The organism is Allobosea sp. Tri-44 (genome assembly GCF_004123845.1).
Lineage (GTDB): Bacteria > Pseudomonadota > Alphaproteobacteria > Rhizobiales > Beijerinckiaceae > Allobosea.
Genome location: NZ_NBDP01000005.1, coordinates 277802 through 290286, shown reverse-complemented (window position 1 = coordinate 290286; position 12485 = coordinate 277802). Strand labels below are relative to the sequence as shown.

13 protein-coding genes and 1 tRNA gene are annotated in these 12485 nt (G+C 66.9%); 8 read left to right on the top strand and 6 right to left on the bottom strand.

Annotated features, from left to right (window positions below):
• The first annotated feature begins 65 nt into the window (after positions 1-65).
• The 5 genes from B6S44_RS06015 (at position 66) to B6S44_RS05995 (ending at position 2532) form a co-directional block, all read left to right on the top strand.
• Entirely contained in the window at positions 66-350 is a 285-nt protein-coding gene (locus tag B6S44_RS06015; RefSeq protein ID WP_129155850.1) for a hypothetical protein, read from the top strand.
• Between the two features lie 115 nt (positions 351-465).
• A complete protein-coding gene (locus tag B6S44_RS06010; RefSeq protein WP_129155849.1) occupies positions 466-669 on the top strand; it encodes a hypothetical protein in 204 nt (67 codons plus the stop codon).
• A gap of 68 nt (positions 670-737) precedes the next feature.
• Positions 738-815: transfer RNA gene (locus tag B6S44_RS06005), tRNA-Pro, on the top strand.
• 233 nt (positions 816-1048) lie between these two features.
• Positions 1049-1483 carry a translation initiation factor 2 gene (locus B6S44_RS06000; protein ID WP_129155848.1) on the top strand — a complete coding sequence of 145 codons (435 nt, stop codon included), beginning with the start codon at positions 1049-1051 and terminating at the stop codon, positions 1481-1483.
• A gap of 236 nt (positions 1484-1719) precedes the next feature.
• On the top strand, positions 1720-2532 hold the full coding sequence (locus tag B6S44_RS05995) for a class I SAM-dependent methyltransferase (RefSeq protein ID WP_129155847.1): 813 nt from the start codon (positions 1720-1722) through the stop codon (positions 2530-2532).
• Here the strand turns inward: B6S44_RS05995 and B6S44_RS05990 are convergent.
• Together B6S44_RS05990 and B6S44_RS05985 are read right to left on the bottom strand one after the other, a co-directional pair.
• Complete coding sequence (locus tag B6S44_RS05990; RefSeq protein WP_129155846.1) at positions 2505-3758, bottom strand: O-antigen ligase family protein; 1254 nt, start codon at positions 3756-3758, stop codon at positions 2505-2507. The genes B6S44_RS05995 and B6S44_RS05990 overlap by 28 nt on opposite strands.
• The gene (locus tag B6S44_RS05985; RefSeq protein WP_129155845.1) at positions 3755-5296 is read right to left on the bottom strand and encodes an undecaprenyl-phosphate glucose phosphotransferase; all 1542 of its coding nucleotides are present in this window, start codon (positions 5294-5296) and stop codon (positions 3755-3757) included. The genes B6S44_RS05990 and B6S44_RS05985 overlap by 4 nt, the downstream gene beginning before the upstream one ends.
• Before the next feature lie 515 nt (positions 5297-5811).
• Between B6S44_RS05985 and B6S44_RS05980 the strand changes: the two genes are divergently transcribed.
• Together B6S44_RS05980 and mdtI are read left to right on the top strand one after the other, a co-directional pair.
• Positions 5812-6168 (top strand): DMT family transporter, encoded by a 357-nt coding sequence (locus B6S44_RS05980; protein WP_129155844.1) that lies wholly within the window; start codon positions 5812-5814, stop codon positions 6166-6168.
• Positions 6165-6503, top strand: coding sequence for a multidrug/spermidine efflux SMR transporter subunit MdtI (mdtI, locus tag B6S44_RS05975; RefSeq protein WP_129155843.1), 339 nt, complete (start codon positions 6165-6167; stop codon positions 6501-6503). Before B6S44_RS05980 ends, mdtI begins: the two co-directional genes overlap by 4 nt.
• Before the next feature lie 15 nt (positions 6504-6518).
• Here mdtI and B6S44_RS05970 read toward each other — a convergent pair whose 3' ends face one another.
• From B6S44_RS05970 to B6S44_RS05955, 4 genes are all read right to left on the bottom strand, one after another.
• The gene (locus B6S44_RS05970) at positions 6519-6878 is read right to left on the bottom strand and encodes a hypothetical protein (RefSeq protein ID WP_129155842.1); all 360 of its coding nucleotides are present in this window, start codon (positions 6876-6878) and stop codon (positions 6519-6521) included.
• A gap of 5 nt (positions 6879-6883) precedes the next feature.
• A complete protein-coding gene (locus tag B6S44_RS05965; protein ID WP_129155841.1) occupies positions 6884-8254 on the bottom strand; it encodes a sulfite oxidase in 1371 nt (456 codons plus the stop codon).
• Positions 8255-8379: 125 nt separating this feature from the next.
• Positions 8380-9543 carry a glycosyltransferase family 4 protein gene (locus B6S44_RS05960; protein ID WP_129155840.1) on the bottom strand — a complete coding sequence of 388 codons (1164 nt, stop codon included), beginning with the start codon at positions 9541-9543 and terminating at the stop codon, positions 8380-8382.
• A gap of 22 nt (positions 9544-9565) precedes the next feature.
• The gene (locus B6S44_RS05955; protein ID WP_129155839.1) at positions 9566-10123 is read right to left on the bottom strand and encodes a polysaccharide biosynthesis/export family protein; all 558 of its coding nucleotides are present in this window, start codon (positions 10121-10123) and stop codon (positions 9566-9568) included.
• A gap of 184 nt (positions 10124-10307) precedes the next feature.
• On the opposite strand from B6S44_RS05955, the gene B6S44_RS05950 reads away from it, so the two are divergent.
• Positions 10308-12485, top strand: a complete 2178-nt coding sequence (locus B6S44_RS05950) for a GumC family protein (protein WP_129155838.1) — start codon at positions 10308-10310, stop codon at positions 12483-12485.

The window sequence follows — 12485 nt, the reverse complement described above, 5'->3', positions numbered from 1 at the left end:
CGGCACCTATGCCGTTTTCGCGCGTTGTCATCGCGGAGCCGCGATGCGGCGCGGAGAACAACGCCATGATCTTCCAGCTTTTCGAGGTGATCGCCGACAGGGTGCGCGATCAGGCTGCCGACTATGCCAGCGCGCAGGCGCGTATCGGCGCACGGACCCTCGCGCACGTCGCCGATCCCTTTAATATGACATTGGCCGCGGTCGAACCCTCGCTGGTGCCTGTGTCGGCTGCCAGCGCAAGCTTGCGCCCGCCACGTCCGAGAAGCGAGCGCCGCGAAAAGGTGAGTTCCGGCCCCGCGGTCAAGCGACCTCAGCGCCAAGGCAGGGGTCTCGCATCCACCTTCGCTTGACGGTTTCAGGTTTCGCCCGGAAAGTCCGGATATGGTTGGCCGGCTGAATGGTAGATTGGCCGTGGCGCGGGGGCCTGCCTCACCGCCAGGCGCTCCGTAGCCGGACGGAGGCAGCATGACCAACATCCTCCTGATCCTGGGGATCATCGCGACGCTGGCCGCCTCGCTCTGGCTCGCCTTCGAGAACAATGCGGCGCTGGCCCTGCCGCTGGTGATCGTGCTTGCCGGCCTCATCCGCACGCTGGTCCGCCGCTCGGGCCGGAGAGGCATCACGCCGGCCGAGGTCGCGCCGCCCTCACATGATGATCGACAGCTGTGAATCGAGCAGCGTCACCCGGCGATTGACGCGTTGCATCGCGGCGGCCGGCCCTCTATAAGCCGTCGCGTCGGAGCGTAGCGCAGCCCGGTTAGCGCACTTGTCTGGGGGACAAGGGGTCGGAGGTTCGAATCCTCTCGCTCCGACCATTTTCTTCTTATATTTGAATTATTTGAGCTTGGCTCTGACGGCCTCGGCCGGCGCAGGCGATGAGGCGCATCCTGCGACTTGCCATACGCATAAGATCAGCAACGGCGAATTGACTGAGTGCCGCTGACGCTTCGACGAAACAGCCTGGCCGCTGTGGAAAAGTTGCGGAACCGGTCGACGAATGCAGCCGCCTATGCAACTCCCGGTACGGGGAATATGGGGCTGCAATCACATGAAGAAGCTGATGGCATGTGCCGTCGCGCTCGGGCTGGGCGCGTGCGGCACGGTTACGCGTGGCACGACGAATGACGTGACCTTCAATTCCGAGCCGCCTGGGGCAGAAATGCGGACTTCGACCGGGCTGACCTGTCCGGTCACGCCCTGCACGCTGCCGATCTCGCGGCGTCAGGAGTTCGTCGCGACCTTCTCGCTGGAGGGCCACAGGGATCAGCAGGTGAATGTCACGACCGATGTCAGCGGTGGCGGGGCGGCCGGTTTCGCGGGCAACGTCCTGATTGGTGGCGTGATCGGCATGGGCGTCGACGTGGCCACCGGAGCCGCGCTCGACCACAAGCCGAATCCCGTCTTCGCCAGGATGGAGCCGATCGCAAAGCCTCGTGCTGCGCCGGTTCAGCGCGGTCGCAGAGGGCGGGCCGCGACGTCCTGAATCGGGCGGGCCTCGCCGACGGGAGGCTGCCGGCGCATTGTCTTCAGGCTGTCGGTCATCACCCCTCGGGCTTGCTCGATCGGCGTCGCGCAGCGCATGCGGGATAGAGAGCGTCCGTCTCGTTTCGATGCGGACGGGCCTGCTTGGCATTAACTCTCTCTTAAGGCTTCGATTGCGCAGCTGTCACGGCAGGCGCAGGATCGACACCTCACAGCAGAAGAGCGCGGAGTGTCGTCATGTCGATGGCGTTGACCGATGATCGGCCGGTCCGGCCGCAGGGCGCCGCCGCGACTGGCCGGGGCTCGCTTGAGAGTTTCTTCGCCGGACTCCAGCCCGATTGGCATTCCAGCTGGGCCTGGGACCACTACGAAGCGACGATCCTGGCGCTGATGCATCAGTTCGGCCTGCAGCGGCTCTGCGAGATCGGTGGCGGCCGCGATCCGCTGTTCACTGTGGAGGAAGCGCGCCGCTACGGGCTCGACCTCGTCGTCAACGACATCGACGCAGGCGAGCTCGCCCTGACGCCGAAGGGGCTGCGCACCGCCCGCTTCGACATCGCCGGGGATCTCTCGGAGCCGGATGTCGCGCGCAGCGGCCATGACATGATGGTCTCGCGCATGGTCTTCGAGCATGTCCATGACGTCGAGCGCGCCTGGAGCAATATCCACGCCCTGCTGGCGCCGGGCGGAATCGGCCTCGCCTTCATGCCGACGCTCTGGGCTCCGGTCTTCGCGCTCAACCATGTCCTGCCGAAGAAGGCCTCGCGCGCCATCGTGCAGGCGCTCTTCCCCGCCCGCCGCGAAGGCGGCGACGACCCGATCTTCCCGGCCTTCTACGATTGCTGCCGCGGCAGCCGCGCCACGCTCGAGCCGATGCTGCGGCGCGCCGGCTTCCGCGACATCCACATCCAGCCCTTTTGGGGACATGAGTATTTCAAGCGCATGCCCGGCCTGCGCGGCCTCGACGCGGCGTTCAACCGGCTAGCCGCCAGGGCGGATTGGCGCTTCGTGACGACCTACGCCTATGTCGTCGTCCGCAAGGAGCGTTGATCGCTCGCCGCGGGTGAAGGCAAGGCCGCCAGCCCCCAGATCAGGCCGAGCAGCAGATAGAAATGCCGCCAATGGTCCGTGTCGATCTGCACCCCTTGCAGGATGGTGACGAACAGGACCGACCAGAGCACGATCGCATGGCCCTGCCAGGGCGCGCGCCGGAATGCGACTCGCCAGCCCGCGATGCAGGTCGCGGCCGTGAGCGCGAGGTATGCGAAGCCGCCGAGCCAGCCATAGGAGGCGAAGGCGTTGATGTAGACATTGTGCGGGTCTTCCGGGAAGAACCAGCGGAAGCGTAGCGGCCCGAAGCCGTTCGGCAGTTCGAGCAGCATCGGGATCGAGCGCAGCTGGTTGCCGAAGCGGCCGGTGACGCCCTGGTCATAGGACTGGTCCAGGCTGGCGCGGATCTCGAAGACGCTGCGGATGGGCTCGAACGAGAGCGCGATCAGGAGCAGCACCACGACCAGCACCAGCGAGACCAGCGTCAGGAAGACGATGCGGGCGCGCTGCGCGGTGCTGGTCGAGGTCAGGAAGGTCAGTCCCGTCATCAGCAGCGTCGAGGCGACGAGATTGCCCCATGCGCCGCGCGAGAACGACAGGAACAGTGCCAGCAGCGGGACGCTCATCAGCAGGAAACCCTTCGCCAGCCCGATCCGGCCGGTGAGTACGGCGTGGAGCAGATAGATCAGCGGCACCACCAGGAACGGTCCGAGCACGTTCGGGTCCTTGAACGTGCCGGACGCCCGGGAGGCGTAGGTGAACACGCCGGAGAGGCCGCCGACATCGAAATAGCCAAGCACCGCGGCAAGGCCCGCGCACCAGGCGGCGAACAGATAGCCCTTGCGCAGCGTCTCGAGGCGGCCGAGGGGGTCTTCCGTCATGATCGCCGCGAAGAAGAGCGCGGTCAGCATCAGATAGACCGAGACGGCGGTGAAGCGGACCGAGGCCGGGTCGTCCATCCACGGGACCAGTGAGATCACGCCGCCGATATTGTAGATCAGCAGCAGGGTCATCATCGGCAGCAGCTTCTGCGAGAAGCGGATGCCGGTGAGCGCGTAGACCAGGAGCGCGACGAGAAAGACGAACTCGTAGGGCGAGGGTTCGATCAGGGCGAAGCCGCTCACGGCCGTCAGCAGCCAGAGCGCGCCGCGCTTGATCGCAGCATGGGAGATCGTCAGCCGCCTGTGGCGGGCTTCACCGGCCTGCGCCTGCGCCAGCGCGCTCAATAGGCGTTCTCGTTCTTGGTCATCAGCGAGAACGGCGTCTTGATCAGGATGTAGAGGTCGAGCAGTACCGACCAGTTCTCGATGTAGTAGAGATCATGCTCGACGCGGCGCTGGATCTTGTCCTCCGTGTCGGTCTCGCCGCGCCAGCCATGGACCTGGGCCCAGCCGGTGATGCCGGGCTTGACCTTGTGGCGGGCGAAATAGCCGTCGACGACCTGCTCATAGGCGCGGTTCGAGGCGGTGGCGTGGATGGCATGCGGGCGCGGGCCGACCAGCGAGAGATTACCCTTGAACACGACGTTGAGGAGCTGCGGAAGCTCGTCGATCGAGGTCTTGCGGATGAAGCGGCCGACGCGGGTGACGCGCGGATCGTCCTTGGTCACCTGCTTGGCTGCGGCGTGGTCGCTCATCTCGTGATAGAGCGAGCGGAATTTCAGTACCTCGATCATCTCGTTGTTGAAGCCGTAGCGCTTCTGGCGAAACAGGATCGGCCCCCTGGAGTCGAGTTTGACCGCGATGGCGGTCGCCAGCATCAGCGGCGAGAGCGCGATCAGCGCCAATGTGCCGACGATCTTGTCGAACAGCCATTTGACGACGATGTCCCAATCGGCGATCGGCCGGTCGAACACGTCGAGCACCGGCACCGCGCCGATATAGGAATAGGAGCGCGGCCGGAACCTGAGCTTCGACATATGGGCCGAGAGCCGGATGTCGATCGGCAGCACCCAGAGCTTGCGCAGCATGGTGAGCAGGCGCGCCTCGGCCGAGATCGGCAGCGTGAAGATCACAAGGTCGAGCTTGGTGCGGCGCGCGAACTCGACGAGATCGTCGATCGTGCCGAGCTTGGGATAGCCGGCGACGAGATCGGGCGAGCGGTCGTCATTGCGATCGTCGAACACGCCGCAGATCCGAAGCCCGGTGTCGCGTTGCGCTTCCAGTGCCTTGATCAGTTCCTCGCCGGCCGGTCCGCCGCCGACGACCGCTGTGCGTCGCTCGAGGCGCCCCATCCGGGTGAGGCGCAGCACGATGAGCGAGACCGCCAGGCGTTCGGCGAGCAGCAGCACGAGGCCGATCGCGTAGAAGCTGGCGAGCCAAACGCGCGAGACCTGGTCGCCGACCTTGAGGAAGAAGAAGCCGGCGAGCGCCAGCAGGAACAGCACGGTCCAGCCGGCAATGATCCGCACCGCCATGCTGATGAAGTTGCGCAGCGCGCCGACATGGTAGAGGTGCAGCGCCTGGAAGACGGCGAGCGCGCCGACCGCCATCAGCGGTACGGTGACCTGGTAGGGCAGGGTGTAATCGACCGCGCCGGCGACATAGAAGGCGAAGACCAGCCCACCGACGCCGAGGATCACCAGCACGTCGGCGAGGCGGACCAGCCCTTCGGTGAGCACCGGCGACAGAGTCTGCTTGACCGGCATGGCGGCGATGCGCTCGGCCAGCGGATGGAAGGCCCGCGTGCTGGCGGGCTCGCCGCTGGTCGGCGCCGTGCCGGCCGAATCCGCCTTGATCAGGTCGCGAACGTCGAAAGCGCCCATCTCATCCAGTCCTCGCGCGCGGGACGGACACGCCATCCGCGCTGAAAGCCATCGTGACCTAGCGCAAATTGCTCTCGGAAGACTTAATCGGACTCTGCGGAAGCGATCGGGATTTGAAGCGATTTCTGCCCATTGCGAACGGTCTGAAGCAGCGTCTTCGAGAGAGATTTTTCACGGCTGGAGAAAGGGCGATTTTCGCTCGGGCCTTCAAGGTATTAGCTGGGGGCTTCACCGGCCGAAAATGGGTCGAAAAGTACCGTGAAAGTCATGGTCGAGTTGACAAAAAGCATAGATTCAGGCATTTAGGCTCCGATGAGTGTCTGAGAAGCACATAGTTTATCGACTTTGCCCACGGGTATTTCCGTAACATTTGGGCATGGTGGTGTGCTGGCCTTCGGCGAAAGCCTGAGCGCTCCCTTCATCTCGAACATCGTCTTTTAAACGCTAACGATGCGCACCCCGCAGACGCCGCACCCGCGCCGCCTGCGCCCTGGGCCAGCGCCCCTGTGTGACTTATGTCTTTCCATTGGTTGATCCTGCTCGCGGCCATCGCCGTCGAGTTGCTCGCGACGTCGGCGCTGAAGGCCTTTGTCGCAGCCCCGGTCCTCGTCGCGGTTCTGCCGCTCGTGCTGATCGGGTTATCCTTCGCCCTGCTCAGCATCGCGCTGCGCGTCATCCCCATGGCCGTTGCCTATGCGGTCTGGGAAGGCCTCGGCATCGTCGGCATCGCCCTGATCGGCCATGCCTTCTTCGCCGAGCACCTCACGGTCTCGCGCATCCTGGCGCTGGCCCTGATCATCGGCGGCATCGTGCTGCTGGAACGCGGCGTCGGTCACGACGCTCCCGAGAAGGATGAGCGGAGGCTGGTGTGACCTTCGCTGCCTCCGCGCAGGCCTTCGCGCTTGCCTGGCTCGCGCTCGCCGTTACCCTCGAGGTGATCGGCACCAGCCTGCTCAAGCTCTCCGACGGGCTCAAGCGCCGGCTCGTCGGCGCCCTCGGCGTGCTCTGCGTCGTCGGCGCCTTTGCCGCCCTGGCGCAGGCGATCCGCGGCATGGACCTCTCGGTCGCCTACGCCGTCTGGGGTGGCGTCGGCCTGGTGCTGACGGCCGTGGTCGGTTCGCTTGCCTTCGGTCAGCGCATCCGCCCGGCCGGCTGGCTCGGTATCGCGCTGGTCGTCGCCGGCGTGGTCGCGCTCAAGTTCTTTTGACCGGAAGGCGCTGCCTCAGTTCAGGAACGGGTTCTTCCACCCGCCCTGCTGGGCCGGCGCCTTGGCCGGGAAGGTCTCGGCGAGATAGGTCAACACCTTGCCGCGCTCTTCTGCTTCGAGGGCCGGCATGTTGTGCTTGCTGACCATCCAGTCGAGCGTCTCGCCCCATTTCTCACGGCTCAGCCCCTGGGCAGCGACCAGCTTGAAGTTGTGGCAGGCGATGCAGGCATAGAAGGCCTCGTCGCGGTTCGGTCCGGCCGGGAACATCTCCGGCGTTTCCTCCGAGGGAGCAGGGGCCTGCGCCAGCGCCGACGACGCGGCGAACAGAAGCCCCGCGCCGAGCACGAGCCCGGCGCGGCGGATGCGTCCGATCATGGCGCTCACCCGACCAGAACCGCGACCCGGTGCATCGGGTTGGCGCCGTAGCCTTGCGGGTTCCAGCCGCCGGCGACATGCGGCTGCCCGCGGCCCTTGCTGTCGGTCGCGCGGACCCAGAGCTCGTAATAGCCGTCGGAGGGCAATTCGACCTCGGCCGTCCAGCGCCGCCAGTCATAACGGTTGCGTGGCTCGGCGGCCTTGGCCGGCTGCCAGGTCGCACCGAAGTCGATCGAGACGTCGACGCGCGAGACGCCTTCATGTCCGTCCCATGCTGCGCCGCGCAAAGCGAGCTTGCGCGTGCCGGCTGCGATGCGCGTGCCGTTCGCGGGGTTGGTGATGATGCCGCGCACCGGCATGTCGGTCATGGTGCGCATGTTGGAATCGTCGGTCTTGCCGCCGGGGATCATCGGCTTGATCGCGACCGAATAGGAGGTGCCGCCCATGCCCTGGCCGTCATGCTCCTTGTCGCGGATGGCGATCCGCTTCAACCATTTATGCGAGACCGAGGCCGGGAAGCCGGGGATGACCACCCGTAGCGGCCCGCCATGGATGGCCGGGAGCGGCTGGCCGTTCATCGCCCAGACCAACAGCGCATGCGGTTCCAGCGCCGCCGCGATCGGCACGCCGCGCGAGATCGCATCCTTGGTCGCATCGCCGGAAAGGTGCTGGTCGGCGCCGTAATTGCCGGTGTGGATGGCGCTCGACTTGATGCCGGCGCTCTGCAGCACGTCGGCGAGCGGCACGCCGGTCCATTCGGCACAGCCGGCGCCGCCATTGGTCCACTGGTTGCCGCGCGCCTGCGGCTGGAAGAAGGAGCGGCCATTGCCGCCGCATTCCAGCACCATACGGTAGGTCTTGTGCGTGAACTTCTGCTTGAGTTCGCCGAGCTTGAGCTTCAGCGGCGTGTTGACCTCGCCGTCGATCGAAAACTCCCAGGCGTCGCCTTCCTTGAAGTCGTCCGGGGTCTGGCCGTTGTTGCGGACGAAGAACTTCTCGAACGGCGTGGTGTCGTCGTCGAGCAGGTGCTCGGGTGTCTCGGCGACGAGCGGCCGGTCGCCGAGCAGGACGAGGCCCTTGGCCTTGCCGGGGAAATCGAGCAATTGCGGCCCCTTCGGCGCAGCGGTTGCCGGGGCCGCGGACGGGGCGGGAGAGGCAGGCGGTGCGCCCTGCGCCAGCGCGGCCGGGATCAGTCCGGCCGGCATCTGCTCCGAGAACGGGATCGTGCCGCCGACCGCGGCGCCCATCGTCACGAGCCCGGCGCCACCCAGGAAGCCGCGGCGCGAGGAACCGGTACGGCGGCCGAAGGCCAGCGCGTCGCCGCGTTCCGGATCATCGCCATAGAGTTCGCTGAGGGAGCGTTCCGGCTTCGCCATCGTTTCCTCCTGGGGGCACGGTTGATCCTGCATCCGGTGAGGAGGATGCGCGAACCCAGAAGATTATTCTACCGGCAAGGTACCGCTCTGGATCGGCCGATCAGCAGATACCGCTCAGCCGGCTTTCAGCCGACGCGCTTGGCGAGTGCGGCCCGATAGGCGTCGAGAACGCCGTCGACCATGGCGTCGAGCCGGAAATTGGCCTTCACATGCGCGGCGAGATCGGCCGCTTGCGCCATTCTCTCGGCGGCTGGTGTCGCCAGCGTTTTCTGGATGGTGTCGGCCAGGACGATCGGCTCGTTCGGCGGGATCAACCGGCCGGCATGGCCGGGGCCGTAGATTTCCTTGATGCCGCCGACATCCGTCGCGATCAGCGGCTGCGCCGCGGCCGCCGCCTCCAGGATGACGTAAGGCAGCGATTCCGCACGCGACGGGATCACCATGACATGCGCCTTGGCGAGCGCGGCGCGGATCGGCCCCGGCGGCTCGAACACGCATTGCGCGGCGACGCCCTGGTCGACAGTCATCTGTCGCAGCAGCGCCTCGTCCGGGCCGGAGCCGACGATCAGGATGCGCGGCGTCAGCCCATCGCGGCGCTTCAGCAGCGCCAGCGCCTCGATCAGCGTGTCGACGCCCTTGGCCGAGCGCAATTCGCCGAGATAGACGAGATCGAACGCGGCCTCGCCATGGTCGATCGGCTCGAATTCGGCCTCCGAGATGCCGTTCAAGACGATGCGATGGTCAGTGCGCGGCTTGTGCCCGACATGGGCCTCGAAACGCCCGGCGATGAAGGCGCTCTCGAACAGGAACATGTCCGTCGCCGGCTCGAACAGGCGCTCGATCGCCATGTAGATGCGGTGTTCGGCGCTGCCCGGCTTGTAGTTGAAGCTGCCGCCATGCGGCGTGTAGGCAGTGGCATAGCTCCGCCCGGGCGAGACCAGAGCGGGCAGGCGGGCATAGACGCCGCCCTTCGAGCCGTGCGCATGCACGATCTGTGGCCCGATCCGCTTGCGTGTCGACGCAGCTGAAGCTTGCGCGCGCATGTCGGCGAGGCTCGGATAGCGCGACATCGGCACACGCGTGACGCCAAGCGAGAGCTGCGGCTCGAGCTCGGCGAAGACCTGGTCGGCGCGCGCGCCGCCGGTGGTTGAATCGCAGAAAATGCCGACCGCGTGACCCCGCGCGATCTGGCCGCGGGCGAGGTCGAGCACATGCCGGAAGAGGCCGCCGAGCGGCGCGCGGAAGACGTGCAGAATCGTCAGGGGAGCGGAGCCGGCCGCGGCGGACATGGTCAAACGCTCCGGGTCGTGGTCAGAACCAGCGTTCCTTGATCACGATCGTGTCGCCGGGCCTGACCGGATAGGTGACAGGCACGGTGCCGGTGACGAGCTGGCCGTCCATCAGCCGGGTGACCTCGGCATAATTGCGCTGGCCGCGCGGCGTGAAACCGCCAGCGATCGCGACCGCCGTCTGCACCGTCATGCCGTTGACGAAGGGGAACTGGCCGGAATTGGTGACTTCGCCGAGCACGAAGAACGGGCGGTAGGCGTCGACCTCGACCGAAACCTTGGGCTCGCGCAGATAACCGCCGCGCAGCTTCGCCTCGATCGCGCGCTCGAGCTGCTGCGTCGTGCGCCCCTGAACCTCGACCGCGCCGATCAGCGGCATCGAGATGCGGCCGGAGCCGTCGACGGCATAGACGTTCGAGAGGTTGTCCTGGCCGAAGACGATGACGCGCAGTCGGTCGCCGCTGGCGAGCTGGTAGGGAGCTGCGGTCTCCACGGCGAATTCCGGCGCAACCATGCGAGGCGCGCAGCCGGCCATGGCTAGCACGGCGGCAAGCACCAGACAGACGGGATGTCTACTCATCATCGCCGGCAAACCCATCGAGACATGCCCCTAGGGATAGGTCGTCATGGTTAACAAAACCTGATCGGGTCGCCCTTCGCCGCATATTAAAGGTTGCGGCTCTTAACCCAGCACTAACCTTAATGGGCTCACATGACGCTGCGTCTCTCGCGAGAGGCGAGAGTTCTGCGTGAATGGAAGCCTCATGACCGCTCGCTACGATACCGTCGCGGCCGCCGGCGAGAGCCGCTCCGATCTGCTCGACCTGCCGGCTCTCTGGGCCGCGATCAAGGCGCGCAAGCTCTGGATCATCGGGCCGACGCTGGCCGCGCTCGGGCTGTCCTTCGTCGCGGTCAACGCCGTCACGCCGCGCTACACCGGCGAGGCGCGGCTGCTGCTCGAAAATCGCGACAGCTTCTACACGCGGCCGGGGCAGGCGCCGTCGGAGACCTCCGGCCAGCAGTTCGACTCAGAGGGCGTGCAGAGCCAGGTCCAGGTCATCATGTCGCGCGATCTGGCGCGTGAGGCGATCAAGCGGATCGGCCTCGTCGGCAATTCGGAGTTCGACTCAGGCGCAGGCGCACTGGGCGCGCTGAAGAAGGTCGGTGTCCTGCTCGGCATCGGCGCCCACCCGGCCGACCGTTCGCCGGAGGAGCGGGTGCTGGAGAAGTATTACGACCGGCTCCTGGTGTTTCCTGTCGGGCGCTCGCGCATCGTCTCGATCGAGTTCACCTCGCAGGATCCGGCGCTCGCCGCCAAGGCGGCCAACGAGATCGCTGCCGTCTATCTGGAGATGCAGGAGGCGGCCAAGCAGGACACGGCCCGCAGCGCCTCGTCCTGGCTCTCGACCACGATCGAGCCGCTGCGCAAGCGGTTGGCGGAATCGGAAGCCAGGGTCGAGGAATTCCGCTCCCGCCATGGCCTGCTCGTCGGCGCCAACAACACCACGATCACGGCCCAGCAGCTCGCCGATCTGTCGACGCAGCTCTCCAATGCGCGCAACCAGCAGGCCGAATCGCAGGCCAAGGCCTCGATCATCCGCGACGCGATCAAGGCTGGGCGCACCTTCGAGATTCCGGATGTCGCCAACAACGAACTCGTCCGCCGCCTGATCGAGCAGCGCGTGAACCTGCGGGCCCAGCTCGCGCTCGAATCGCGCAATCTTCTCTCCGAGCATCCGCGCATCAAGGAGCTGAACGCCCAGCTCGCCGATCTCGAGGGCCAGATCCGCGCCGCCGCCGAGCGCGCCGTGCGCACGCTGGAGAATGAGGCCAAGATCGCCGGCCAGCGCGTCGAGAGCGTCACCGCCGCGCTCGAAGGCCAGAAGAAGACCGCCTCGGGCGCCAATGACGACGAGGTCCAGCTGCGCGCGCTCGAGCGCGAGGCGCGGACCCAGCGCGACCAGCTCGAGCAATACATGCTGCGCTATCGCGAGGCGCTCGCCCGCGACAGCCAGAACGCGACGCCGGCCGATGCGCGCGTCATTTCGCGCGCCATCGAGCCGACGCAGCCCTCGTTCCCGAAGAAGCTGCCGACGATGCTCGTTGCGACGCTGGCGACCTTCCTGGTGGCACTCGCCGCCGTCGTCTCGCGCGAACTCCTGAACGGCGGCTCGCCTGCGCCGGCCGAAGACGCGCCGCGGCGCAAGGCGCCGGGCCGTGTCGAACCGGCCGTCGGCGCATCCGAGGACGAGGACGGCGAGGGCGAGGTGGCAGCCCCACCGCCGCGTCGCCGCGAGCGCATCGCCGGGCTCCTGACCCATGGCGGGCGCATCGGCCAGCTCAATCTCGATCTCACTGATCCCGATGCCGGCGCGGCCGAACTCGCCGCCAGCGTCAACAAGGCGAGCGAGGGCCATGCGCCGCTCGTCCTGGTGCTCGACGGAGCCGAGCCCGGCGAAGCCTCGCCGCGCGCTTTGGCGCAGCTCCTGTCCGAGCGCAGCCGCTGCATCCTGGTCGATCTCGCCAGCGATAGCCGCGACCGGGCCGGCTTCTCCGAACTGCTCGCCGGCGAGGCGATGTTCTCCGACATCATCACCCGCGAGGAGGATTCGCGCCTGCACGAGATCGCGCCGGGTCGGGCCGGGCGCGCTGCGGTGCTGGCGGCGCCGGATATCGTCGATGTCGCGCTCGACGCGCTCTGCGAGACCTATGACTGGGTGCTGGTCGCCGCCGCCTCGACCGACGAGGCCGAGGTGCTGACGCCCCTGCTGGCGCGGGCCCAGGGTGCGCTGGTCATGGCCGGCCATGCCGGCAACGGCCACGCGGTCGAAGCCGCCTATCGCCTCACCGACCTGACCGGCGCCCCGATCGCGCTGGTCATGATCGATGCGCCGGAGCGGGTCGAGTTGGTCGCTCAGGAGAAGGACCCGGTGCCGGCCTGA